General features: G+C 35.6%; 30 protein-coding genes. 10 read left to right on the top strand and 20 right to left on the bottom strand.

Translation table 11 applies throughout. The features are described 5' to 3' along the window. Nucleotide 1: 1 nt before the first annotated feature. The 3 genes from argC to glmU are packed head-to-tail and all read right to left on the bottom strand — an operon-like array spanning nucleotide 2 to nucleotide 2590. Nucleotides 2-1012, bottom strand: coding sequence for an N-acetyl-gamma-glutamyl-phosphate reductase (gene argC / locus BS85_RS0104130; protein WP_026943693.1), 1011 nt, complete (start codon nucleotides 1010-1012; stop codon nucleotides 2-4). Between the two features lie 48 nt (nucleotides 1013-1060). Next, complete coding sequence (gene thiS / locus BS85_RS0104125; protein WP_026943692.1) at nucleotides 1061-1258, bottom strand: sulfur carrier protein ThiS; 198 nt, start codon at nucleotides 1256-1258, stop codon at nucleotides 1061-1063. A 15-nt stretch (nucleotides 1259-1273) separates the two neighbouring features. Continuing rightward, complete coding sequence (gene glmU, locus BS85_RS0104120; RefSeq protein ID WP_026943691.1) at nucleotides 1274-2590, bottom strand: bifunctional UDP-N-acetylglucosamine diphosphorylase/glucosamine-1-phosphate N-acetyltransferase GlmU; 1317 nt, start codon at nucleotides 2588-2590, stop codon at nucleotides 1274-1276. A gap of 125 nt (nucleotides 2591-2715) precedes the next feature. On the opposite strand from glmU, the gene BS85_RS0104115 reads away from it, so the two are divergent. The 8 genes from BS85_RS0104115 to BS85_RS12055 all read left to right on the top strand — a co-directional run bounded on the left by BS85_RS0104115 (nucleotide 2716) and on the right by BS85_RS12055 (nucleotide 8080). Next, nucleotides 2716-3480, top strand: a complete 765-nt coding sequence (locus tag BS85_RS0104115; RefSeq protein WP_026943690.1) for a motility protein A — start codon at nucleotides 2716-2718, stop codon at nucleotides 3478-3480. Nucleotides 3481-3490: 10 nt separating this feature from the next. Further along, a complete protein-coding gene (locus tag BS85_RS10215; RefSeq protein ID WP_084310159.1) occupies nucleotides 3491-4387 on the top strand; it encodes an OmpA/MotB family protein in 897 nt (298 codons plus the stop codon). A gap of 1 nt (nucleotide 4388) precedes the next feature. After that, the gene (fliP, locus tag BS85_RS0104105; protein ID WP_026943689.1) at nucleotides 4389-5138 is read left to right on the top strand and encodes a flagellar type III secretion system pore protein FliP; all 750 of its coding nucleotides are present in this window, start codon (nucleotides 4389-4391) and stop codon (nucleotides 5136-5138) included. 2 nt (nucleotides 5139-5140) lie between these two features. Next, a complete protein-coding gene (trmA, locus tag BS85_RS0104100; protein ID WP_026943688.1) occupies nucleotides 5141-6265 on the top strand; it encodes a tRNA (uridine(54)-C5)-methyltransferase TrmA in 1125 nt (374 codons plus the stop codon). Nucleotides 6266-6274: 9 nt separating this feature from the next. Beyond that, the gene (locus BS85_RS11320; protein WP_156938046.1) at nucleotides 6275-6445 is read left to right on the top strand and encodes a hypothetical protein; all 171 of its coding nucleotides are present in this window, start codon (nucleotides 6275-6277) and stop codon (nucleotides 6443-6445) included. A gap of 172 nt (nucleotides 6446-6617) precedes the next feature. Then, on the top strand, nucleotides 6618-6740 hold the full coding sequence (locus BS85_RS12065) for a hypothetical protein (protein ID WP_281173568.1): 123 nt from the start codon (nucleotides 6618-6620) through the stop codon (nucleotides 6738-6740). Next, a complete protein-coding gene (locus BS85_RS12060) occupies nucleotides 6703-7281 on the top strand; it encodes a glycosyltransferase (protein ID WP_084310157.1) in 579 nt (192 codons plus the stop codon). The genes BS85_RS12065 and BS85_RS12060 overlap by 38 nt, the downstream gene beginning before the upstream one ends. A 4-nt stretch (nucleotides 7282-7285) precedes the next feature. Next, nucleotides 7286-8080 carry a hypothetical protein gene (locus tag BS85_RS12055; protein WP_026943686.1) on the top strand — a complete coding sequence of 265 codons (795 nt, stop codon included), beginning with the start codon at nucleotides 7286-7288 and terminating at the stop codon, nucleotides 8078-8080. 130 nt (nucleotides 8081-8210) lie between these two features. On the opposite strand, the gene BS85_RS11315 is transcribed toward BS85_RS12055, so the two are convergent. From BS85_RS11315 to BS85_RS0104065, 4 genes are all read right to left on the bottom strand, one after another. Then, complete coding sequence (locus tag BS85_RS11315; RefSeq protein WP_156938044.1) at nucleotides 8211-8408, bottom strand: hypothetical protein; 198 nt, start codon at nucleotides 8406-8408, stop codon at nucleotides 8211-8213. A 138-nt stretch (nucleotides 8409-8546) separates the two neighbouring features. Further along, on the bottom strand, nucleotides 8547-9005 hold the full coding sequence (locus tag BS85_RS0104075; RefSeq protein WP_026943685.1) for a tRNA (cytidine(34)-2'-O)-methyltransferase: 459 nt from the start codon (nucleotides 9003-9005) through the stop codon (nucleotides 8547-8549). 2 nt (nucleotides 9006-9007) lie between these two features. Then, the gene (locus BS85_RS0104070; RefSeq protein WP_026943684.1) at nucleotides 9008-9523 is read right to left on the bottom strand and encodes a hypothetical protein; all 516 of its coding nucleotides are present in this window, start codon (nucleotides 9521-9523) and stop codon (nucleotides 9008-9010) included. Between the two features lie 33 nt (nucleotides 9524-9556). Beyond that, nucleotides 9557-10036, bottom strand: a complete 480-nt coding sequence (locus BS85_RS0104065; RefSeq protein WP_026943683.1) for an acyl-CoA thioesterase — start codon at nucleotides 10034-10036, stop codon at nucleotides 9557-9559. A 188-nt stretch (nucleotides 10037-10224) separates the two neighbouring features. Here BS85_RS0104065 and BS85_RS0104060 point away from each other — a divergent pair, with 188 nt between their 5' ends. Further along, complete coding sequence (locus BS85_RS0104060; protein WP_026943682.1) at nucleotides 10225-11352, top strand: UDP-N-acetylglucosamine--N-acetylmuramyl-(pentapeptide) pyrophosphoryl-undecaprenol N-acetylglucosamine transferase; 1128 nt, start codon at nucleotides 10225-10227, stop codon at nucleotides 11350-11352. A 2-nt stretch (nucleotides 11353-11354) separates the two neighbouring features. Here BS85_RS0104060 and BS85_RS0104055 read toward each other — a convergent pair whose 3' ends face one another. The 8 genes from BS85_RS0104055 to BS85_RS0104020 all read right to left on the bottom strand — a co-directional run bounded on the left by BS85_RS0104055 (nucleotide 11355) and on the right by BS85_RS0104020 (nucleotide 18867). Continuing rightward, nucleotides 11355-12569: an HD domain-containing protein gene (locus BS85_RS0104055; RefSeq protein ID WP_425402386.1), complete on the bottom strand. Its 1215-nt coding sequence runs from the start codon at nucleotides 12567-12569 to the stop codon at nucleotides 11355-11357. Between the two features lie 63 nt (nucleotides 12570-12632). Next, a complete protein-coding gene (gene mnmE / locus BS85_RS0104050; protein WP_026943680.1) occupies nucleotides 12633-14021 on the bottom strand; it encodes a tRNA uridine-5-carboxymethylaminomethyl(34) synthesis GTPase MnmE in 1389 nt (462 codons plus the stop codon). An 8-nt stretch (nucleotides 14022-14029) separates the two neighbouring features. Continuing rightward, a complete protein-coding gene (locus BS85_RS0104045) occupies nucleotides 14030-14902 on the bottom strand; it encodes a Jag N-terminal domain-containing protein (protein WP_026943679.1) in 873 nt (290 codons plus the stop codon). Between the two features lies 1 nt (nucleotide 14903). Then, nucleotides 14904-16514, bottom strand: coding sequence for a membrane protein insertase YidC (gene yidC / locus BS85_RS0104040; RefSeq protein WP_026943678.1), 1611 nt, complete (start codon nucleotides 16512-16514; stop codon nucleotides 14904-14906). Beyond that, on the bottom strand, nucleotides 16507-16896 hold the full coding sequence (gene yidD / locus BS85_RS10210) for a membrane protein insertion efficiency factor YidD (RefSeq protein WP_084310155.1): 390 nt from the start codon (nucleotides 16894-16896) through the stop codon (nucleotides 16507-16509). The genes yidC and yidD overlap by 8 nt, the downstream gene beginning before the upstream one ends. Continuing rightward, nucleotides 16890-17225 (bottom strand): ribonuclease P protein component, encoded by a 336-nt coding sequence (rnpA, locus tag BS85_RS0104030; RefSeq protein ID WP_026943677.1) that lies wholly within the window; start codon nucleotides 17223-17225, stop codon nucleotides 16890-16892. The genes yidD and rnpA overlap by 7 nt, the downstream gene beginning before the upstream one ends. A gap of 19 nt (nucleotides 17226-17244) precedes the next feature. After that, nucleotides 17245-17379, bottom strand: a complete 135-nt coding sequence (rpmH, locus tag BS85_RS0104025) for a 50S ribosomal protein L34 (RefSeq protein ID WP_026943676.1) — start codon at nucleotides 17377-17379, stop codon at nucleotides 17245-17247. A 69-nt stretch (nucleotides 17380-17448) separates the two neighbouring features. Then, nucleotides 17449-18867: an acetyl-CoA carboxylase subunit A gene (locus tag BS85_RS0104020; protein WP_026943675.1), complete on the bottom strand. Its 1419-nt coding sequence runs from the start codon at nucleotides 18865-18867 to the stop codon at nucleotides 17449-17451. Nucleotides 18868-19010: 143 nt separating this feature from the next. Between BS85_RS0104020 and BS85_RS0104015 the strand changes: the two genes are divergently transcribed. Next, the gene (locus tag BS85_RS0104015) at nucleotides 19011-19784 is read left to right on the top strand and encodes an undecaprenyl-diphosphate phosphatase (RefSeq protein WP_026943674.1); all 774 of its coding nucleotides are present in this window, start codon (nucleotides 19011-19013) and stop codon (nucleotides 19782-19784) included. Between the two features lie 10 nt (nucleotides 19785-19794). Here the strand turns inward: BS85_RS0104015 and BS85_RS0104010 are convergent, their stop codons facing one another. The 5 genes from BS85_RS0104010 to BS85_RS0103990 form a co-directional block, all read right to left on the bottom strand. Next, nucleotides 19795-20319: a phosphatidylglycerophosphatase A family protein gene (locus BS85_RS0104010; protein WP_026943673.1), complete on the bottom strand. Its 525-nt coding sequence runs from the start codon at nucleotides 20317-20319 to the stop codon at nucleotides 19795-19797. 8 nt (nucleotides 20320-20327) lie between these two features. Further along, nucleotides 20328-21542, bottom strand: a complete 1215-nt coding sequence (locus tag BS85_RS0104005; RefSeq protein WP_026943672.1) for a hypothetical protein — start codon at nucleotides 21540-21542, stop codon at nucleotides 20328-20330. Continuing rightward, nucleotides 21520-22410 carry a response regulator gene (locus BS85_RS0104000; protein ID WP_026943671.1) on the bottom strand — a complete coding sequence of 297 codons (891 nt, stop codon included), beginning with the start codon at nucleotides 22408-22410 and terminating at the stop codon, nucleotides 21520-21522. Before BS85_RS0104000 ends, BS85_RS0104005 begins: the two co-directional genes overlap by 23 nt. Continuing rightward, entirely contained in the window at nucleotides 22410-23636 is a 1227-nt protein-coding gene (locus BS85_RS0103995) for a bifunctional 2-C-methyl-D-erythritol 4-phosphate cytidylyltransferase/2-C-methyl-D-erythritol 2,4-cyclodiphosphate synthase (protein WP_026943670.1), read from the bottom strand. Before BS85_RS0103995 ends, BS85_RS0104000 begins: the two co-directional genes overlap by 1 nt. Nucleotides 23637-23714: 78 nt before the next feature. Continuing rightward, nucleotides 23715-25358 (bottom strand): methyl-accepting chemotaxis protein, encoded by a 1644-nt coding sequence (locus BS85_RS0103990; RefSeq protein WP_026943669.1) that lies wholly within the window; start codon nucleotides 25356-25358, stop codon nucleotides 23715-23717. Between the last annotated feature and the right edge of the window lie 42 nt (nucleotides 25359-25400).

Raw genomic sequence — 25400 nt, 5'->3', positions numbered from 1 at the left:
ATTACGGAGCGTAAGCAATTTGTGGTAATCCCATAGATTCTTCCAACCCAAACATCAAATTCGCATTAGCTAAGGCTTGAGAACTCGCGCCACGCAAGAGATTATCAATAGCAGTTGTGATGAATAAATCTTTCCCATCTGCCTTTGCATACACATCGCAAAAATGCGTCCCGGCAACATTTTTGATTTGCACACAATTCTCCCGCACCCTAATAAAAGGCTCATCTTTATAGCATTCTTTTAGAATCTCTAGGGGATTGATTTCCTCTTGCAAACGCGCATAAACAGAGACTAACATACCGCGCGTTAGCGGAATCAAATGTGGGACAAAAAGCGTATTAAACGCAGTTTTGCCTATTTTTTTAAGTTGCTCGTTAATCTCTGGAGAATGGCGGTGACTAATAGGAGAATATGCAAAAAGATTTTCATTGATTGTTACAAAATGTGAAGTTTGCACAAGCTTTTTCCCTGCACCACTGACACCACTTTTGGCATCAATATAAAGCGTTTGATTAGGATCTAAATAGGATACAAAAGGTAGAATCCCAAGCAGACTTGCAGTCGGATAACAACCCGGATTCGCAACTAGATTTGTTTTAGAGATTTGCGCACGATTATATTCTGGCAATCCATAAACTGCATTTTTAAGATTCTCCTTATCCAAATGAGGACAATAATACTCCTCATATTTTTCTAAACTCAAACGATAATCTGCTGATAAATCTACAATTTTAACCTCTTTGCTATAAAGCCCCTTAACATACTCCATTGCTTTTTGGTGAGGCAAAGCTAAAAAAACCAACTCACTCTCTTGCACAATTTGTTCAAGATTTGCTTCAGATACAGAAAGTTTTACAACATCTTTTAAGCAAGGATGCAAAACAGATAATTCTTGACAATTTTCACTTGCATAAACAGCATTTAATTCAAAATTGGGGTGATTGATCATTAGCTTTACAAGCTCCAAACCTGTATATCCACTCACTCCAACAATAGAAGCCTTAATTTTCATAATATTATTCCTTTTAAAATTTTAAAACTTTAATAAAATACATTTAAATTATCCTCCACCCATAAAGGTTAAACACTCCACAACATCGTTTTCTTGCAATAAATAAGAATCCCATTTGTCTTGTTTAACTATTTCTAAATTAATTGCTACTGCCACACTTTTTGCTTCAATTTTGTATTCTTGCAACAACTCTAAGACACTTTTGGATTCCGTATCAATCAGACTTCCGTTTAATTTAATCTGCATAATTTCCTCTTATTTTTAAGATATTGAGGATTTTTTCTTGAAAAATTTATAAAAAAATCCCTCTTTTACAATCTCTTCTCCGCGAGTGAGAAACAACTCTCCTTTTTTGAGATTCCGCCTAATCGTGCTTCCTGCTCCCACCAAACAATCATCTTCAATAGTAATAGGTGCAATCGCTTGAGAATCGCTACCAATAAATACATTTTTACCAATAATAGTTTGATGTTTTTTCTTGCCATCATAATTGCAAGTGATAAAACCTGCTCCAATATTTGTTCCGCTTCCTATTTCGCTATCACCAATATAGCTTAAATGCCCAACTTTTACGCCATTTAATTGTGATTTTTTTACTTCTACAAAATTTCCAATATGTGTATCTTTTACCACACTTTGTGGGCGTAAATGCGCTAAAGGTCCTATATCACTGGATTCTATCAGGCTTGATTCTATCACGCTATGCGCTTTAATATGGGAATTGATAATTTTAGAATCTCCACAAATTCGGACACCATTCTCTATAATACATTCGCCAATAAATTCTACTCCTTCCTCAATATAAATGGTATTTGGCAAACACATTATCACGCCCTCTTGCATACAAGTTTCCCTGATTCGGTCGCATAAGATTTCCTCCGCTTTAGCTAAATCCAACTTGCTATTCACTCCTTTGAAATTGTCTATATCTACAAATAAAGGCGCAATAGAGAGGGAATCTTTACGCGCAAGCGCAATAATATCTGTTAAATAATATTCTTTTTGTGCATTATTGTTTTTCAAAAGAGGAATATAGGATTCCAAAATTTCCCTATCAAAACAATAAACCCCCGCATTGAGTGTGCTAAGTGCTAGAATTTCGGCACTTGCATCTTTTTCCTCTACAATTTCTTGCACCTGATTCCCACTAATCACAACGCGTCCGTAACCATTGGTGTTGGGTAAATCAAGCACACTCATAATAATTTTTGCTTGTTGGGTAATAAATTTTGCTAACTCACTTGCCTGTATCAAAGGCATATCCCCATTTAATACCAACACTTTTTGATATTTTGGACTATAACTTTTAAGCGCACCACCTGTCCCGGGAAAATTTGCCAAATCTTGAATTAAAAAACGGATTCTTTCCCCAAAATATGTTTGCATTTTTTCTTTAATCCACTCTGCCTCAAATCCCAAAACCACACAAACATCATCGCTTAATTTCAAAGATTCCTTAATGCTATAATATAACATTTCACGCCCACAAATTTTATGTAAGACTTTAGGCGTATTGGAGCGCATACGCGTTCCTTTACCAGCTGCTAAAATCACAATAGATAAGGAGTTTTTATTCATAAAAAAGATTCCACTTTTAAAGATAATTTAAACAAATTTTAACACAATAAAGTTTAAAATTTATATTTTAGAATCAAAAAAATGTTTTTTAGGGTTTAATTTTCTATTTTTAAGGAAGCGCAAGTATGGATTTAGGGTCAGTTGCAGGGATTTCATTATCACTCATACTCTTAGGCACAGCGATGACACTTGGTGTAGGGATTGGACCCTACCTTGATGTTCCTTCCATTCTCATTACCGTTGGGGGTTCTGTTACAAGTTTGTTAATCGCCTACAAAATGGAAAGTATGAAAAAATTTTTCACTTACTTTATGATTGCTTTTAAGCCTCAAACTTTTGATGTTCCGGGACTTATCAAAAAACTTGTGGATTACTCCACACAAGCAAGACGCGATGGGATTCTCTCTTTAGAACAACAATCCAATCAAGAGGAAAATGAGTTTTTAAAGCGCGGGTTGAATATGGCGATTGACGGCGCAGAACCCGATAGTATTCGGGATTTGCTAGAAACAGATATGGATAGGACATTAGAGAGACACAAAGACAATGCGGGTATTTTTGATACTTGGGCTGCCTTTGCGGGTTCGTATGGAATGCTTGGAACGCTCATTGGTTTGGTTGCGATGCTTTTAAATATGTCCGACCCTGCTTCTATTGGACCTGCGATGGCGGTTGCGTTGCTGACAACTTTTTATGGTTCTTTTGTTGGAAATGTTGTGGGTTCTCCTATTGCAAATATTCTAAAAGTGCGTGCAGCAGATGAAGCATTGGTAAAACTGCTTATCATTGAGGGGATTATGTCTATCCAAGCTGGAGATAACCCACGCGCCCTTGAAGCAAAATTGCTTACATTCTTACCGCCAAATCAACGCGTTAGCCAATTTGAATAAAGTGTAATCAATGGGAAAAACTCGTTGTCCTCCTTGTGATTGTCCTCAAGTCTTGCCATTATGGCTAGGAACTTATGGGGATATGGTTACATTGATTCTTACCTTTTTTATCCTTATTCTTTCTATGGTAACCTTTGATGCCAAAAAACTAACCGAAGCAGAGGGAAGTATGAAAGGTGCAATGTCTCTCCTTAGCGGAGGGATTAAAGTAGAGCCAGACAACACAAGGATTCAACAACAAGCCGATATGACAACAGAACCTGAAACGGCAGAGGAAGTGAAAAAGATTGAAAGTGAAATTTTGGATTTTAAAGAAAATGTGCGCGTTTCTTTAGGACCCTCTAATATCGTTGATGACGGAACGGAGGGTTTTATTTTGCGTTTTAGCGGAAAATTGCTTTTTGAAAAGGGCGCAACAACTCTCCACAATTCAGAGGAGATTCTATTCCTCAAACGTCTTGCACTCATCTTGCAAAAAATGCCCCCACACTTACATATTGATGTCATCGGATATACCGATAATTCGCCCATAACACCCACTGAAAAATATAAAGATGACATAGGTTTAAGTGCCTTACGCGCCCTTAATGTCTCTAAGGTTTTAATACAAAACAATGTGAATCCCAAAAAACTCACTTCTTTAGGTAATGGAGCAAGTAATTTTGTCATACCAAATACAAGTGAGGAAAACAGCGCGAAAAACCGCCGCGTAGAGTTTAGATTCTATCCTGATGATGGACTTTTACACCAAAAGCAAAATATTTTAGATAAGATAATTGAGCAAAATAATCTTAACCAAGAAAACAATAATGAGAGCATAGCACCAAAGGAAGAATCAGAAACCAAACAAAATATCGTGCATTTAGATAAACCAACCCATTTATTTACCCTTTTATCAAGGCTTTAAATTGCGTCTTTTGCTGATTCTATTATTTGGTGCATTTTCACTCTTTGCGGCTCCACCACAATTACCACAAACCCCCACGATTCCAACCGTGGATTTGACGCTCACCGCACCCACCGAGCCGGGCGATTTGGTTACAACATTAAACATTGTTGCGATTTTAACACTACTTGTTTTAGCTCCTTCTTTGATTCTAATGGCGACAAGTTTCGCTAGAATCCTTGTCGTTCTTGCGTTTTTGCGCACCGCAATGGGGACGCAACAATCCCCGCCCACGCAACTTCTCGTGTCTTTTGCGCTGATTTTAACAATGTTTATTATGGAACCTGTTGCCAAAGAGGGCTACAATCAAGGCATTGCCCCCTATATCGCAAAAGAGATTCCTTACGATGAAGCATTTTTACGCGCCTCTCAACCCTTTAAAGACTTTATGATTCGCAACACGCGCCCAAAAGATTTAGCATTATTCTATCGTATCCGCAACATTGAAAATCCGCAAACCGCGCAAGATGTGCCACTAACCATTGCGCTACCTGCCTTTATCATTAGTGAGATGAAAACCGCCTTTCAAATCGGATTCCTACTCTATTTGCCTTTTTTGGTGATTGATATGGTCATTAGCTCCATTTTAATGGCAATGGGAATGATGATGTTGCCACCCACAATGATTTCCCTGCCTTTTAAGATTCTTATCTTTATCTTAGTTGATGGCTTTAATCTGCTTACAATGAATCTGGTGCAAAGTTTTCGGTAGCAATGACGTGTGAATATCTTGGAATTTGTGGCGGTTGCACAGAAATTACTTTAGAATCCAAAACTTTAGAAGTAAGCCGTTTATTAAACTTAAAATCCTATGAAGTTTTTAGCGGTTGCGATTCTGGCTTTCGGGCGCGTACAGAGATTGGAATCTATCATTTGGGAGATAAAATTCACTTTGCAATGCGCCGCTCCCACCAAGCAGAGAAAAAGGAATCCCGCTTTGTCCTTATAGAAAACTGCCCCAATTTACTGCCCAATATCCAACAAACCTTGCGCGTTTTATGGGATTTATTTAATACGACTACATTTTCAGATTTCACGACACGGCTTTTTAGCCTAGAGATTCTCTCCACCCAAACCAATGCGATACTTTTAACCCTCATTTACCACAAGAATCTCACAGAATCTTGGAAAAAAGAAGCAGAGGATTTGCGTCAAAAACTGCAATCCGCCTTAAACTTTGAAATCAATCTTATCGGGCGTTGCAGAGGCACTAAACTCATCGTAGGCAAAGATTATTTAATAGAATCCCTCAAGATTCTAAACACAACTTACACCTATCAATATTTTGAAGGCTCTTTCACGCAACCCAACACCGCAATGAATATCCAAATGATAACTTGGGTGTTGCAACACTTGCGAGATTCCCACACGCACGATTTGCTGGAAATGTATTGCGGGTGTGGGAATTTTACGATTCCATTAGCGCAAAAATTTCGCAGAATCCTTGCAACAGAAATTTCTAAAACCTCTATTAAAGCGGCGCGATTCGCGTGTGAAGCCAATGGAATCGCAAACATTGATTTTGTCCGATTAAGCGGAACAGAATGTATAGAAGCTTTCAATGGAGTGAGAAGTTTTAACCGCCTAAAGGATATTGCGCTAAGTAGCTATGATTTTCAAAGTGTATTTGTAGATCCTCCACGCGCTGGGCTTGGGGAGAGTGTTTGTCAATTCCTCCAAAGATTCCAAAACATTCTTTATATCTCTTGCAATCCACACACTCTAGCAAAAGATTTAGAGATTCTAAAACAGACACATACGATTGCGCATTGCGCATTTTTTGACCAATTTCCACACACGCACCATTTAGAATGCGGAATCATTTTAGAAAAATTATAAAGGCAAACGATGAAAACCTATAATATTTATCAAGTGGATTCTTTTACGAAAAATAAATTTTGCGAGACGCAACACGATTACCGCCCAATCAAAGACAATCTCTCCTTTGCAATTAATAAACCTACATTTTGTCATTGTAAGAGATTTGTTGGAATTTCGCGTGGCACATATTTGCGTTAGCAAATTTGTCCGCTCTAGTGCAAATTCACAATGTGGAATCTTGTTTTCAAGATTCCATTATGAAATTTTCTTTATATAAAATTATAGATTGTTTTGCCACTTTGCACTTACAACAACTTTTCTTATTTTTTTAAAGAAATTTTAATATAATAAAATTTTTAAAAGGTAGCAAATGTTTCATATCGTTTTTAATGCTGATGAAAACTATATTCCCTATTGTGCGGTTTTAATCACAAGCATTATCCAAGCAACAAAGACTGAAAATCCCCCCCCCCCCCGCAGAATCCCAACCTAAGGGCTTTTGTTTTCATATTCTAAGTGATAGTCTTTTGGATTCCACCTTAAAGAAGCTCTCCAAACTAGAACAAGAACTCTCACACACTTTTCCTTGCAAAATCTTTACATATTTTTTGAGCGATGCAGAGTTTAAAGAATGCCCCCAATGGAGCAATCACACTAACCATTTAGCCTATTTTAGAATTAAACTTGCCTCTGTTTTACCCTATGAAGTTAAGAGGTGTCTCTATTTGGATATAGATATGCTTGTTTTAAAGGATTTGCGTGAGCTTTTTGCTTTGCCTTTAGGCGATAATATTGCAGGAGTGGTGCTAGATTGCAGCAATCCCTACAAAGAAAAGAGATTAAAGGCAAAGGATTCCACACAAGAAGACTTTATTTTCCCTTTTAGAAAGGAATATTTCAATTCTGGATTTATGCTAATTAACCTAACAAAATGGAGAGAATTGCAAATAGAATACAAATGTATGAAGTTTTTACAAACCTATATCCCCCCAAGTAGGAGACCAAGATATTTTAAATGCAGTTATCGGCAATAAAACCTTGAAATTACCACCAAAATGGAATTTCTTTATCAATCATTTCAACGCAAAAAGACTTGGTAGAGTAGATGATTTTTGTGCAGATGAGAGTAAAAATTGCCTCTATGGCTACACGAGCCAAGAATACCAAAAAAGCTTAAAGGATATTCGCATTATTCATTTTACTTTTTTGGGCGCGAAAACTTGGGAAAATGAATGTAATCTTTTAGATTCTGCCTATTTACCACTCAAATATCCTTATTATGAGGATTGGTGGCAAGTTGCCCTGCAAACACCAATCTTTAAAGAAGAGTTAGCAAACTTGCACAAACAATTAAAAGAAAAAGAAATACAAGATTACGCTAAAGCACTAGGAAATAAATTGATAGTGAGGGACAGATCCATTCAACAAGGCTTTAAAATTTGCGATGATAAGATGAAAGAATTGGATTCTACAATCAAAGAGATAAACCAAGAATTGCAGAATCAAAAATTAATTTTTGGCGCAAAGAAGCGCATACAAAACCACCTTAGTTTTAAAATCGGACTTGCATTGCAAACAAAGAGCGCATTTAAAAGACTTTTGCTTCCTTTTATATTGTTGATGATTTTCATTCGCCATAAGAGAGAATTAAACTTTTATCAAAAAATTATCAATATCAATCCAAACCTAAAACTACCACCACTAGAAGAATATTGCGATTTGAATGAGGCTTTAGAATGCAAAAAACAACAAACCTATCAGTTAGGAGAAAAATTTACAAAATCTTGCAAGAAATGGCACAAGAACAAAATCATATATTTTTTTATTCATTAAAATGCACTCAAGTGGGGGGGTGATGCGTTAAAGATTTTATTGTTTGATTTAATTTTGCAAGATTATGGATTGCTTCAGATAACACCTCGCAACGACAAGGTGGAGATATGTCAATGCAAAAATTGCTTTATCAATTCGTGGTAATCCATAACCTTAAACTAAAAACAGAATCATCAAAGGTAAGATATAATGTATGGGTGCGTGTGCAGTAGCACCTACCTAAACTTGCACAATTTCCTGCGCGATGTGTGCCATTACTCACTGCCTTTATTCCTTGCAATGACGGGACAGCAAACATTGCATCATCGCAAGGAAGCGTAGCATTCATAGCAATCCATAATGTAGAATCTCACATTAAAGATTCCATTGCTTTATTGGCTTTTAATTCTATATTATAGATAACTTACTAACACAATATGTGTTTGAGCTTTATCCTATTATCCTTGCAATCCAAACACAAAACAATTCAACAAAAATCTCTTTGACGAATCCCCTCATAAAGAACGATTCCTACACTTGTTGCAAGGTTTAGACTGCGCGCATTATTTTTCATAGGAATGGTATAGCAATACTCTTGATTGGCTTTTAAAATCTCTTCACTAATTCCCGCATCTTCTCTCCCAAAATGCAAATATGCGCCCTTATCTAAAGAGGCTTGATAATAGGGACGAGTGGCTTTGGTAGTCAAATAAAAATGTGGAATCTGCAACAATTTAGAATCCCAAAATGCTTCCAAACTCTCCCATTCATAGACTTCCAAATCTTTCCAATAATCCATACCCGCTCGTTTAAGCTCCTTTTGCGAAATGCTAAAACCAAGCGGATAAATCAAATGCAATACAGAATCACTCGCAAAGCAAAGCCTACCAATATTACCTGTATTTTGCGGAATACGTGGCTCATGTAAAACAATATGGAATCGCATCACTATCCTTCAATATTTAAAGGAAAACCATTAGAATATTCTGCTTTGGATTCCGCATTGGAGACAGAATCTTCCGAAGTATTTTCTTGTAATTCTCCTCTATCTTTTTTTATTGTTTGTTTCTTGAGAGGTTGTGGTGTTGTAATAATAGAATCTCCATTCCTTGCTATATCATTTTGAAGTTCTTTCTCATTGATCTTATTGGGTATTTTTTCATCTTTTTGAATGCTTGTTTTTTGGCTTTCTTGATTTATGGATTGATTGGAGTCTTGTTTGTTTTGACAAAGCAATCTGCCTGTATTTAAATCTTGAAAAAATTGCACTTTGGGATAAATAGCCTCTCCACGCAAGAGGGCTTTAAAAATCAAAGCAAGTGCAGTGGCATTAGCTTTACAAAATTTACTTAAATGATATTGGACAATACTAACTCGTATTGCGCTAATCTCTTTCTCTTTTTGCTTGTTTGTTTGATTTGTCTTTTGATTCTTTGAATCCTCTTCTATGATAGAACCCTGCATATCAACCTCTCCAAAAAGAGAAATTATAGCATATTAAGATTGTTTATTTGCAAGCTCTATACGCGCCTTTTTGCGATTGAGAGCTTTCTCAAATCGTCTTTTTTCTGCTTCAGTTTTTGGCTCTAATGGCGGTGCAGACACAGGCTTACCATTTTCATCTACACAAACCATTGTAAAATAAGCACTATTTGTGTGCATTACGGTGCGCTTATGAATATCCTCTGCAATAACTTTAATGCCTACTTCAAGTGAGCTTTTCCCTGTATAATTCACAGAAGCCAGAAAAGTAACAAGACTACCCACTTCAATAGGATATTTAAAGGTTACTCTATCTACTGATAGGGTTACAACATACTTTCCACAATAACGTGAAGCACAAGCATAAGCCACTTGGTCAAGAAGCTTTAGCAAATCCCCTCCATGCACCCTACCTTTGAAATTTGCCACAGAAGGTGTCATCAAAACAGACATTGTAAGGGATTTAATATCAAAGACATTTTCCATACTATTCATTTAACTCTCCTAAAGATTATCGTGCATTTATCTTAGCATTTTTTTGCAATATTTCAATAAAAAGTGTTAAAAATTTTAACTTTTTATAAAAATTACACAATTTTAATCCTATTTTCTCAAACTATATACTAAAAGTGTGAAGCTATGTTACAATTTAAATAAAATTTATAGCTTTATAGGAATCCAAAATGAAAGTAGTCATTACAGGCGGTGGAACAGGAGGACATTTAAGTGTAGCTAAAGCGTTTTTAGAAGAATTTTACAAGCGAGAATTTGAGTGTATTTTTATTGGCTCCATAAATGGTCAAGACCGAGCATACTTTGAGACAGATTCGCGTTTAAAACAAAAATATTTTTTAAAAACTTTTGGGGTTGTCAATAAAAAAGGCTTAGGAAAGCTTCAATCACTATGGCAACAATTTAAAGCCCTCCAAAGCGCACTGAAAATCTTAAAAGAACAAAAAGGAGTAGATTTTATATTATCTGTTGGCGGTTATTCTGCTGCACCCGCAGCCTTTGGGGCAATATTACTTAGGATTCCACTCATTATCCACGAACAAAATGCACAAATTGGAAGATTAAATAAAATTCTAAAACCCTATGCAAAAATATTTTTCTCCTCTTATCTGCAATCCTCACCCCTAAGATTCTACCCCGTCAATCAAGCATTTTTCACACAAAGAAGGGTGCGCAAAGAAGTAAAAAATTTACTTTTTATGGGCGGCTCACAAGGAGCAAGGGCAATCAACCATTTTGCACTCGCCCTAGCAGAAGAGATAAGGCAAAAAAAGTTGCGCATTTACCACCAATGTGGGCAAACAGATTTCACACACACACTACAAGAATACTTAAGTTTAGATTTTAAAGTTGGGGTTTTACAGGAAAATTCGGATTCCTTAGAAAATATAGAATCCCAAAATATACAAATTGGAGAATTAAAGGAGTTAGACAATGTTGATGTCCTTTTATTTGGTTTTAGCAAACAAATGCCGGAAATTCTAAGAAAATGCGATTTTGCAATCTGCCGTGCAGGAGCTAGTTCCCTATGGGAGCTATGCGCAAATGGCTTACCAGCACTCTTTGTGCCTTATCCTTATGCAGCTGGAAATCATCAATACCATAATGCGAAGTTTTTAGAGGAAAAAGGGCTAGGCTTTTTATGTTTGGAACAAGATTTATTCTGCGAGGTGCTATGGGATATTTTAAAACTCTTACAAAACGATAGAATCTCTCAAATAAGTCAGGATTTACAAAAAGAATGCTCCCAACAAGCAGTTTGCCAAATGAGTGATTATATCCTATCCCACTTGCACTAAAGTCAAGTGGTGTGAAACTCCCTAAACAAATAGCCCAAATCAATTTTTCTTAATTTTTCTCCATTATAGCGATATTCTAAATTTCTAGCCCCCTCTATCAATTCTTTACTCTTAATTCCGTGTTCTATGGAAATTTTAGCCTCCAAAAATGCGCTTAAATGGTCACAATATTTTAAAAATTCTCCAAAAATCGGCTTTTCAACAGATTGCGATTCTATTTCTTGTAAAAAACTCTCTCCTTTTGCTTGACTAAATACAGCCACATTCTCTTGTTTATAACGATTGCTAAATTCATTTTGCGTATAATATACAATCTCTTGAGCAATAGAATCTGGAATCAGATTTAAAATTTTCTCTTGCACAGCTTCTTCCTCAATTTTTTTAATAAACTCATCTAAACCTTCTACATTTTTTTTAATTGGAGAAATAATATCGCGCGTTAAAACTTCGGGCAAATCGTGAAACAATCCGCAGAAAAAATGCTGCACTTGCATTTCTTGAGAAAAACCTAAATCATAACCTAATAAATAAGCGCAAAGCGCAACAATAAGTGTATGTCCAAGCACAGAAGTGCAAGGTACTCTTGGAGTTTGACTCCAACGCTTTTGGAATCTAAGCTGTCCAAACATATCCACAATTTCGCGCAAATCCTCATACATCATTTGTTGCACACCTGCTAAATGATAATATTCATGCACTTGCTTATCAATGGCATTTTTAATATTTTGGACATCATACATTTTTGGATTAAAGTGGTAAATAATATCAAATTCCCATTTGGAAGCATAATAATGTGAAGCTTTTAAAATTTCTTTTTCAAGATTATCAACATTACCATAAAGATATTCACGCATAGAATCCAAAAACTTAAACCCCTCTAAATCCTCACTTAGTTGCGCACAGACAAAATCTACAAGTGCTTTATTGTGGTGCTTTACCAACTTATGAAAAACAGGAGGTTTAATATCTGTAAGAATAATGCGCTCAAAAAATTCATAACAAAACTGCAAAATCAATCTTTCAAAATCAATCTTTTGTTGATTTTCTAGTATTTCAAAATGCGCGAGAAAGTAAGCAATCACGATTTTATGTGCTTGTTTATCAAGCTCCAAAAATTCCACTGGTGTTGCTTGGTCGTTCCAACGGCGGATATTTGCTGCCACGAATATTTTATGCAAAAGTGCAAATCCTAATTGCGGTTTTCTAAGATTTTCCATATTTGATTCCATTTAAGTTTTTACAATTATACCAAAGTTAGCAGAATCCAAACTAGCCACCCCTTATTTGCCTAAACAAAAATCTCCAAACATTACATCTAGCATTTGTGAATATTCATAAGGCTGCGTGATAGAAGCAATAGCCTTGATTGCCTCATTTAAATGAAAACTGAAAATTTCCAATTCAATGTTTTCTAAGGGTGTTATGGATTGATAAAGTGCGTCAATACAGGTTTGCACTGCTTGGAATTGATATTCGGAAGTTAAAAGCAAAGATTGGGATTCCTCTTTAGAATCTAGCACAGATTCAAGATGTTGCTTGAAGTTTGTTAGCAAAGAATCTTCCGCATACAAATCGTCCGTCAAACAAAGTTTCATAGGATTAAAATCTTGCAAGATTTTCCAATCTATTTTGCATTCCAAATCGGACTTATTTACTAACACAAAAATTCTTTTGCTTACTTTATAAGTCTCCAGCAATTCAATGATCTGTAAATCTTCTTGCGTTAGGCAAGAAGAACCATCAAATAAAGCAATCAGTAAATCACTCTCTTGTGCTTTCTCCAAGCTTCTTTTAATCCCTTCGGATTCTATGAAATCCTCTGTCTGATGAATCCCGGCAGTATCAATCAATCGCAACAAATGCCCCCCTAGCATAAAATTCTCCTCAATACTATCCCGAGTTGTTCCTGCAATTGCACTGACAATCGCACGATTGCTATGCAAAAGCGCATTTAAAAGAGAGCTTTTGCCTACATTTGGCTTACCAATAATACACAATTTATAACCTTCAAACAATGTGCGCTTTGCTTTGGATTGCTCCAAAAGGGAATGGAGTGTCTTAAGAATGGAGTGTAATTTGTTTTTTAAACTCTCTAGCAAATCACTTGGTAAATCCTCATCTGCATAATCTATAAACACTTCGCTATGCGCTAGTAAAGCAATTAAATCCGTACGCAATCCCTCACAAAAACTCTGCATCTCTCCTTTTAGGTGGCGCATAAGCATTTTGTGCGCTTGAGCGGTTTGGGATTCTATAAGTTTTGCAACAGCTTGTGCTTGGGATAAATCAATGCGCCCACCCAAAAATGCGCGTTTTGTAAATTCTCCGGGATTAGCTAAACGCGCACCATATTTTAAGCATTCTTGCAAAATGCTTTGGGCAATAAAATTTCCTCCGTGGCATTGAAACTCCACTACATCTTGCGTTGTATAACTTTGTGGTGCTTTAAAGTAAAGCAAAATACACTCATCTAGCAAATCTCCATTGCTAAAATAAATTTTTGTCAATTTTGCATAACGCGCAGGTAAGGAAACTATAAGATTTTCTGGAGTTGTTTTGGCAAGTTGTGCAGCAATTTTTAGAGATTCTTTACCGCTTAAACGCAAAACATTTAAAGAAGACTTGCCATAAGTTGTGGCAGGGGCGATAATCGTATCATCATCTAGCATACAATGCTCTACGAATGATAAAAATCATTAATAACAATATATCGTTCGCCCTCACTATTGAGACGAAAAGAAACATACTTATCGGGAAATTGATCGCGTAATTGCTTAAGTGCAATATGAGCTAACACTCCATCAAGCGGTTTTGTTTGTGCCTTACCATAAGTTTTGATGCTCTCAATAGTGGGCAGTAAGTAATTTGCAATCATCTCTTCTTGATTGCGTAAAAATTCTGCAATTTCAAGACGAATCATTAAGCCATATTGATGATTGACCCAATTAAAAATTAAATAAGAGATTGCCTTGTAGCGATACCCCTCCTTGCCGATTAACAAGGCAGAATCCGCACCATCGATTTTAATATAAAGTGTATTCTCATCATAAGGCTCTACAAAAACCTCACTTAATTGATAAGGCATTAAGTCTAAAAGCTCCTTGAGTTCTTTTTGCACCTCTTTAGCTGTATCTTGTAAATTTAATGTTTTATGTCTTGTAGAATCTGAAATTTTATTTACAGAATGTAAATCAAACCCTTTTAAATCATTCTTGAAATCCTCTTGGAATTCCTCTTTCCTCGCAGTTTCCGTTAAAGAATGCTTGTAATGTTCCTCTTTTTTTGTTTCCGCACTTGCCACAAATGATTCATTTTCCCTATTCCGCAAGTGCTTGAAAGAGTCTTTTGTTTTTATTAATGAGGAATCAGCCTCTTGCGATAATGGAATCTTTGGTTGGGCGCAAATAATTGCAGATTTCTTACCAATTCCTAAAAAACCCTTAGAGGGATTCTGGATAATTTCATATTCCAAATCCACAACAGAGCAACCAAAATCATTGGACGCTAAAATTAACGCATTTTCTAAAGTTTCTGCTTCTATCTTTTTCATTTTAATCATCTTTATCTTTGTGTTTATGTTCGGCGATTTCACGCGCTTTTTTGCGCTCTAATGCTTTATTGATAAGCAGTTGTTGAATAATAGAGAAAATATTATTAACAAACCAATACAATACAAGTCCCGATGGAAAAGTTATAAAAAAGATTGTAAAGATTAAGGGCAAAAATTTAAAGATTTTTGCTTGTATTGGGTCATTAAAGGCAGTAGGCGTTAAATGTTGCTGAAGATACATTGTGCCACCCATTAGAATCGGTAAAATAAAATAAGGATCCATTACAGATAAGTCTGTAATCCACAATAGCCAATCTGCACCTTTAAGCTCAATAGCATTAAACAAAACACGATAAATTGCGAAAAATACTGGCATTTGCAAAAGCAGAGGCAAACAACCACCCATTGGGTTTGCTCCGTGCTTTTTATAAAGCTCCATCATATGGGCTTGAAGTTTTTGTGGTTCTCCTTTATATTTTTGCTGCAATTCTTTCATTTTCGGCGCAAGATCTTTTAGCTTTTGCATAGACACCATACCTTTATAAGTCAAAGGATAAAGCACCACTCTCACAATAAGTGTCAGCAAAATAATCGCCCAACCCCAATTCCCGCATAAATCATAGAGTTTATCAAGCAACAAGAAAAGAGGTTTAGCAAAAAAAGTAATCACACCATATTCCACTACATCTGTTAAATTAGGATTAATAGACTCAAGCAAACGATAATCTTTCGGACCAATATATCCTTCTAGCTTCAACTCACCATTTGCACTAATAAATGGCATAGGATTCTCGCTTGGATTACTTAAAATCGTTGTATTAAGCGTATTATTGTTACTGAAAAACAAAGTGGCATAATAACGATCTACTGCTGCGATAATGCTTGCATTTGCATAATTTTTTTGCCCTTGCGCATCTCCGTCTTCAATGGTTGTAATCGTGTTATCTGATTCTTTAACAATCACACCTTTAAAAACATAAGCATCATTTTCCACGCTAGGACGCATACCGGGCGATACAAAATAGGTATAGTTTTGTGGAATATTAATTTGTGCCTCATAATATCCATTGGGATAGAAAGTGAGGATTTTTTCCACTTTCACATTGTCCAATTCTTGAACCAATGTAATAGATTGTGGTTTATCTTGAATAGTTAAAGAGTTTAAATTCGCACTATAAGGAGTATTGAAAGCTTGTTGATTCAATAAAGAATCCGAAAAACGAATCTCCAAAATCTTTGGATTGTTTGCGTTTGCCACATCTTCTGGAAACAAAGATAATGCAACAGAGTCTTTTTGGTATTTTTCCGCTTTCAAATTCACTTCTGTGATTCTGCCTAAGCGATCAATCTTATAAGTAAAATTTGCGGATTCTATTGTTGCAATAATAGTGCTATTTTGCGTTGGTGCTTTCACGATATTTTGCGCAACTTGATTAGGAGCATTGGTTGTAACGACATTTTGCATTTCTCTCGTTGCGGTTTGCTGCGTTTCATTATTCTCCGCTACTTGCGGTTGATAGAAATAACTATAAGGCACAAAAAAGGCGAGTGCCAAAAGCACCGCAATTAAAACTCTAGTTTGGGAATTTAGATTATCAATTTTATCAAACACGGGAAACCTTTGAATATTTTTTTACAATATAAACTTTTTGAGCTTGTGATTGAAACAAGATACCATTTGGAACATTTTTTGGATTGTATTTTTGAGTTTTATCTGGAATCAACCAATATTGAATCTCCATAAGCTTGGGATTGCCAAAATGTGGTTGAATTTTCAAAAAAACTTTGGGATAAGCGATGCCTCCTTTAAAAAACTGATTGCAAGAAAGAATCCTTATTAATGTTTTCCAAATAGCAATGAAAGGATTTTGAAATAAAAAAATCTGTTTAGAATACTCTGAACAACTTGGATAATAACGACAAGTAACACCCAAATGAGGAGAAATAAAATATTGATAGAAAAGGATAATTTTTATGCAAATTTGTTTTAACATTCTTGATTTGCCAAATTAAGCCTCTTCAAGGCATATCTATAATTATTTCGCAAAATTTGATATTCTACTTTATCTAAACCGATTTTTGCTAACAAAATCATATCCCCATTTTTCAATTCCAACATAGACTCTCTGTAAATGCTCCTTAAGCGACGCTTAATAAGATTCCTACAAACTGCATTACCTATCTTTTTGGATACTGAAAAACCAACCCTTTTCATTGGTGTATGAGAATTTTCTTTGAAAAATAGGATAAAATGAGAGCTATGCCATTTTTTCTGGCTCTTATAAACACTATCAAAGTCCTTTTTTGTGTTTAAAGTAACCAAACCCAATCCTTAAAACAAGTTAAATTGCAAGCCTTTTTCTACCTTTAGCCCTTCTTGCATTAATCACTTTACGACCATTTTTAGTTTGCATTCTCACCCTAAAGCCGTGTGTGCGCTTACGCGGTGTATTATGTGGCTGATATGTTCTTTTCATTCTTAAAACCTTTTTAAAAAATAAACGCTAATTTTAATGCAATTTTACTTAAAACTAGATTTATTGCCTCTATTCTAAAGCACTTGTCAATGCTACCGCAATCGCTGCAACTAAATCACTATCATCTTGTGTCTCTTGAGGAAGCAAATCTTGCACTTTTTGCTCTAAATAAGAAGTGTCAAAATTTCCTCGCCTAAAATCTTTATCGTTGCATATATTAACAAGAAAGGGAATTGTTGTTTTTACACCGCGAATCTTAAATTCATTTAATGCGCGTTTGAGTTTATTGATTGCCAAATCATAACTTGTCGCACGGACAATCAGCTTTGCTATCATAGAATCATAAAAAGGCGGTATTGTAAAATCTTTATAAACATAACTATCCACACGCACAAAAGGTCCTAATGCCGGATAATAAGAAGTGATTTTGCCGGGATTTGGAACAAAGTCGTTATGTACATCTTCTGCATTAATCCTCGCTTCAATCGCGAATCCTTGTGCGCGAATATCACTTTGTGTAAGATCCAAAATCTCCCCATTTGCGATTCTAATTTGTCGTCCAATCAAATCATATCCTGTAATCTCCTCTGTTACACCATGCTCTACTTGGATACGCGTATTCATTTCCATAAAATAGAAATTATTGTAATCATCTACTAAAAACTCTACCGTTCCGGCATTGGTATATTTTGCAGCCTTTGCCGCGGCAACTGCTACACTTCCCATACGGCGGCGCAAATCTATACTCATTGTGGGACAAGGAGCAATCTCAATCAACTTCTGGTGTCGTCTCTGAATGGAACAATCACGTTCTAGCAGATGAATAACATTCCCATAATTATCACTTAGAATCTGAAATTCAATATGACGTGGGTTTTGAACATATTTTTCCATAAAAACATCTTCGTTTTTAAAGAATGTCAAAGCCTCTCTTTTACAAGCTTCAAAGGAAGATTCTAACTCTTTTTCTTCCCACACGACACGGATTCCGCGCCCCCCACCTCCACTACTTGCTTTTAGAATCACAGGATAGCCAATCTTTCGCGCAATCTTTTGAATCTCATATAAACTTAAACTATTGAGCGGTTCGGTTCCGGGAACAACAGGGATTCCATTGGCAATCATTAGATTCCTAGCAGCATTCTTATCTCCCATTTTCGCAATCACTTCACTATCTGGTCCAATCCACACAAGTCCCGCTTCTTTAACCTTTTTGGCAAACCACGCATTCTCACTTAAAAAACCATAACCCGGGTGGATTGCCTCCGCTTCCATTTCCTTAGCAGCTTGGATAATCAAATCTGGATCTAAATAGCCTTTAATAGGATCCTCGCTAATAGGATAAGTATGTGTTGCCATTTTTACATGCATACTATCACGATCTGCACGAGAATAAATTGCTACGGATTCAATATTTAAATCATTACAAGCGCGAATAATACGCACAGCAATTTCACCACGATTTGCAATTAAGATTCTTTTAAACATAAAAACTCCCAAAAGAAATTTGATACATTTTATAATTTTATTTTTGATTTATAGTTGAAGTTTCAAAAACATTTGGCAAAAATTAACCAAATATGCTAAAATTCGTGCATTTTTACACATTTCAAGTTCTCTTAAGGTGGATTATGGATTTATTAAATGCTGGAATTTTAGGAATCGTTGAGGGATTAACCGAGTTTTTACCCATTTCTTCTACGGGACATTTGATTCTAGCTTCAGAATTACTTGGGATTCCTCAAAATACATTTCACAAAACTTTTGAAGTAGTGATACAACTAGGCTCTATTTTGGCTGTTTTTTTTGTTTTTTGGGAAAAATTATCCAAAAACAGCCTAAAATTATGGATTAAGCTATGTATTGGGTTCCTCCCTGCAGGAACTTTTGGCTTTTTGTTTTATTCCTATATCAAGGCACTTTTTGCTCCTATCACTGTTTCTATTATGCTAATCATAGGTGGGCTAGTCTTCATTGTTTTAGAGATTTTCCATAAAGAAAAAGGATTCCACATTCAGACCATAGAGGAAATCTCTTACTTTCAATCCCTTTTGATTGGTTTTTTTCAAGCCCTAGCAATGATTCCGGGAACTTCACGCAGTGGGGCAACTATCGTAGGTGGTTTGTTGCTTGGTTGCAGTCGTAAAGTAGCCACAGAATTTTCCTTCTTACTAGCTTTACCTGCAATGGTTGTCGCTAGTTTTTATAGTCTTTATAAAAATCACGATTCCATCTATATGGAGAATGCACTTATTCTTGGAGTGGGCTTTATTGTGGCATTTTTGAGCGCACTTTTGGCTATCAAACTCTTTTTAGGTTTTATTTCTCGCTTCAACTTTATTCCCTTTGGGATTTATCGGATTGTTTTGGGCGTATTTTTTTTATTTTATTTGGATATTCTTTAAAATATAGGATTCAAAACTCCAAAAGAAAAGTTAGAGATTCCACCCTCTGCACTACTCCAATAATGATAAGCCCTAAAATTCCAGCGAAAAATCCTGCCAACAAATCATCACCCATTACCCCTAAACCACCTTTAACTTCTCTATCCACTCTCCCAATCACAGAGGGCTTCCAAATATCAAACAATCGAAACAACACAAAAGACAAGACGATTCCCAAAGCACTATGTCCTATCATAGAAACACTAATCCAAACTCCTGCTAACTCATCAATCACAATTTCACCGCAATCATGAGACATTCCTTGTTTCTCATAATCATTAATAATCCGAATCGCAATCGCAGAAATAAGCAACGCCAAAAGCAATAAAGTGCTAGGGGCAATATAATAACTAATCGCCCACGCAAAAGGCAATGCTACCAAAGTACCAAATGTCCCCGGTGCTTTAGGGCTAAGTCCGCTAAAAAATAATGTCAAGAAACCTTTTTTGCAAAAATCCTTAAAATCACTAAAGGTTCTAAAAAAACTATGCTGCATTCAAAATCCTAATTCAGAGAATGGGTTTGATAAATATCAGTAAGTTTCAAATAAAAACTCTCATCGTCTTGCTTCTCGTCAATCATTCCATTGTTAGCAAACATTGCCCCAAATTGCTTAATCAACAAACTAAAACGTTTAGGAAATAAATAGCTTAATATCTTGGCTGAAACTTCTTTGCGCACTAGAATTGTAGGTGGAATCAGACCAAATTGTAAAATACCTTGCAAGAATCCAGAATGATAATCTATGTGATGATGCTTACTATGAGGGCAGGTTTTGGGGCTAACAATCGTGTTGCACTGATTACAATACACAAACGCACTTAATAATTTAACTTTAATTTTAATATCCTTTGTTGTATCAAAAATAGAATAAATCTTTTGATTGTCATAATAAAATGCCAAATTAGGATAATTCTCTCCGATTGCAATTCTATCACAGCCAAGATTCTGTGCCAAAATTGCATCTAAAATAATCCCGTGCGTACCAGCAAATAAATAAATATCATCTAAAGGAAAAACAGCGATACGATTTCTTGGTAAATAATTCTCAAGGACAAATTCCAAGCAAGTCTTGCGGATATAAAAGTCTAATAAGCCCTCCTCTTGCCTTCTAAGCAACAATAAAACAAGGAGGTGATTTTCTTCTAATATGAATCTAAAAATACGCTCGTGAATGCGCGTAATAGGAGACGCATCTAATACCATTGCAGTTATGCCCTGCGCTTCATTCTCTCTTTTAAATTTTGCAATATTTTGCTTATTTGCGTAATCTTTAAAAGAAAAATTTTCTGATTGCAAATACAATTCATATTCTCCACAAATTGCATAATTGCCAAGCCTTCTGTGAATATGTTGTGCCTTTTTAGAATATATATTACCACTCATTATGTTAAACAATCTTTGTTGCTTATCAATCCCAAAGACGGAATCCACAATCAATTTTCCGCATATCTGATTTTCACAGATTAGCATAATTTCATCTCCGCTTTTGGACTCCTTCATTACTCTTTCATTGCGTTTTCCAGCAGGTGCTAAAATAAACGAAAAAGGAAAGCTTTGCCCATCAAAAAGCCCTGTTTTATCTACTTCAAGCATTTCCTTTTCATTCATTAAATGATTTACAGGAGCAAGCAATCCCTCTTGGCATAAAAGGAGCGCAAAAACCGCTTCTTTGTCTATAAATAAAGATGGGGTGTTACTTTTTCTTTGTGATTCCATATTTTTTTCTCTTTTCCCATAAACTCTTACGCGACATACCAAGTCGTCTGCTAAGCTCTGTATCAGGATATCTATCTTCAAATTTCAAAATCATTGTTTTAATGTATTCATCTACGCTTAAAACATCTTCTTGGAATCCTTGATTGATTTCCTTGATATTGATTTCAAAAACATTTTTAAAATCTGTTAAATCTCCCCCCAAGCAAGATAAAATAACCGGGATATTTTTAAACACCCTAACACATTCCTCTTTTTCCTCCTTGCGCAATGTTTCAAAACCTACAATATAGGTAAGTTGTGTCTTGGAAACATTTTTAAAGATTTCTCTATAATTTTGAATCTTGTGCAACGAAATAAAATTGATTGCGAATTTTTTATGGATGGCATAATTTACAACGCACATATCAATAACTCTTTGGGATACACTTTTAACAATTAAAGGAAAGGAGATTTTTGTATTAATAGCATAGGTTGGAACTAATAAGGAATTGCAAAAATAATCCCTATAAAATGCAACTTCTTTTTGTAATTGGCGAAAAGCAGTATAGTGTTCAATCTTGCGAATTAACTCATCAATCATAAAAGGCTTGACAATATAATCACTCGCACCAGCTTTTAATGGGCGCGTTACCATTTCATCATTCACATAGGGAATCATTAAAATAACAATGGAATCCTTAAATTTTTCAATTAACGCATAGAAGTCTTGACCCGGTATATTAGCCGAAAGCAAAATAATATCTGCCGCCTCAATTTCTAAAGCTTCTTCTATGCTTGGTATCATCACACAAGTAAATCCGAAATGACTAAGCTTTGAAGCAATACTTTGGGCTAAATAAATTTCATTTTCTACAATTAAAATTTTCATCACGCTTCCCTATTCCAAAACGAAACAAATCGCTTCCAATCAAAATACTCTAAAACCACACTCGCTTGAACCAAGATTCCCTCTCCTTTTCCAACAAAACCTAGCTTTTCTGTTGTTGTTGCTTTTATATTGACTTTCAAAGGATTGATTTGTAAAATTTCTGCTATTTTTTGCTCCATTGCTCCTTTATAAGGAGATATTTTTGGTTTTTGAGCAAAAATTGTAATATCTGTTTGCACAATATCATAACCCACATCACGCACAAAATCCACAATCACTCTTAACAAATAAGAAGAATCTGCTCCTTTATAAGCGGGGTTGCTATCAGGAAACCACTCTCCAATATCGCCAAACCCAATCGCTCCCAAGAGTGCGTCACTTAAAGCGTGCAAACAAACATCGCCATCACTATGCGCAATCAGCTTAAACTCACACGGAATAGCAACACCTCCAAGTATAATCCCCTCCCCTTTGTCCAATGCGTGAATATCACTTCCATTACCTACAAAGGTATGAAAACTAGGATTTGACAAGTGCAACTCGCATAAATCCTCTAAAAAAGTTATCTTCTTCGCTTCTATTGCACCTTGAACAAACCCGACACTTCCTCCATATGCATTGATTGCGCTACTTTCATCAGTAAATTCACCCTTGCATAAAGCTTCTTTTAATACACTAACTTTGCTTAATTGAGGAGTTTGAATAATTTTAAGATTTTCTCTCTTTAAATATTCTAGTTTGGATTCCATAGAATACGCAATCGTATCATTAAGGCTTAAATAAGGAACAACGCAATCATAATTTCCGATTTCTTTCAAGATTCTTTGCGATAAATCCAATGGAATATTGCAACGCGCAATATCACTTACCAATACATATTCTATAGAATCACAAAGTTTGCCAAGGGCATTTTGAAGAGATTCTTGACGCGTAGAACCACCCTCAACCAATGTAAAATTCAAAGAAAATGCTTCCAAATGCTTTTGAATATATTTCTTTTCGTTAGGTTTAACACTTAAAATACATTGTGCAAAAGGATAGATTCCTTGTAGATCTAATGCAACTTTCAGCCAAAGCGGAATCTCGCCTACACGCAACCATTGCTTTTTAGGCAATCTAGACAGACTCGCATTGTGCGTCTTTTTATCAAATGATACATTAGATGCAGATGCCAAAAATCGGCTACTATCCCCTGCACCCAATAGAATCAATGCAATATTTTGCAAACAAATTCCTTATTATAAAAATTTTGGAATTATACATTGTGAAAGTTTTAGAATCCCTTTATTTAGGATTCTAAAACTTTAGATTTTAAAGTGGTTAATATGTTTTCTTAAAACACTCGCAATACTTTTGAGCTTTATTGCTGCTTCTGTATTATTATTCATCAATTCGGCAGTGTTTTTGGAGTCTTTTGAAATTTCCTCTAACTCTTTGGATAGATTCTCCATATCCTGCACTTGGACATTTGTGGCATCAACCACTTCTTTTGCCTTAACCAATGAATCACTTGCTTGAGAGTTAATTTGTCCCAAAATTTCACTTGCTTCATTTGCAATTTCCATACCTTTTTCTACCTGTGGCACTGCATTTTGAATTGCCTCAACCGCTGTTTGTGTTTCACCTTGAATCACCTCAATCATTCTTGTGATTTCTGAAGTTGCTACACCTGTGCGTTCAGCTAATTTTCTAATCTCATCAGAAACAACTGCAAATCCTCTTCCTGCTTCTCCTGCTCTAGCTGCTTCAATTGCTGCATTGAGCGCAAGTAAGTTGGTTTGGTCTGTAATTTCTTTAATCAAGTCTGCACTACCGCCAATTTCTTGTGAATGCTTTTCAAGCATACGAATATGCTCTGATGATGAATTAACCGTTTCTGTAATTTTTTCAATACTCTCCACCGTTGTTCTCATAGCTTCCATACACTTATCAGATAAATTAGTAGTGTATTGGGAATTCTCTTCTGTTTGTTTTGCAATCTTTGAAATATGGCTTACTGTATCCACAACATGTCTAATGCGCTCCACTGAATTCTCTGAACTCTGTACCTGACGATAAGAAGAAGATTGCGATTCTTCAGAACTCTTTGTAACCGCACTTGCGCGTTCATTCAACTCTTGTGCAGAATTCATCACTTCAGAAACGATTTCTTTCAGTCTCTCTTGCATTTGTGCCACAGAGGCAAGCATACTCTCTTGAAAACTTGTTTTAATTGGGGTATTCAAGTTGCCATTGGCAATGCTAAGCACTATTTTAACAACATCTTTTGGTTCTCCACCCAAAGAAGAAATCACTAAACGCACGATATAGAAAGAAGTTAAAATCGCCATAATAAAGGCTACAATAGACAACCAAAGAGTTAAACTCAAATAGTTATCAATTTCCCGCATAGCAAGATCAGATAGTTTTTGATTTTTTGCTTCTTGGTAATCAATAAATTCATTAATTACATTAAGCCATTCCACAAATAAACCTCGTGCTTGACCAATCAATAATTCATTGGCAACTTCCTTATCTCCTTGTGCTTTTTTATTGATAATTTCAGAAATCAAAGGCATAGTCTTAGCCTCTACACCCTTAATGCGTTTTAAAATTTCTTTATCTTTTTCATCTACCATATCTGCATGCTTGAAAATTTCGTCCATTTTAATTGCAGAATCTTTATAGAATCCCTCAAGTTTCTGGATTAAGCGTAATGTTTCCTCAATCGCTTGCACATCATTTAGTATTACTACATCTCTCACTGCAATTGCTCTATCATGCACACTTCCGCGAAAGTTAATTGCATAACGTTGCTTTACCGCATTCACATCACTAATTTCACTTAATGTATTTTCTACAAACTGAATCTTCACAAAACCCGTAAAAGCAATTACAATAATGAATGCCAACATTACACCAAACCCAACAAAAAGCTGTGTTTTTAATGATAAATTTTTTCCAAGCATAATTTTTCCTTTAAAATCAAAAAGATAAAAACTTTCGCAATT

The sequence above is a fragment of the Helicobacter rodentium ATCC 700285 genome (genome assembly GCF_000687535.1).
Lineage (GTDB): Bacteria > Campylobacterota > Campylobacteria > Campylobacterales > Helicobacteraceae > Helicobacter_D > Helicobacter_D rodentium.
The sequence above is the reverse complement of the archived record's forward strand: the minus strand, read 5'-3'. Positions and strand labels throughout refer to the sequence as shown.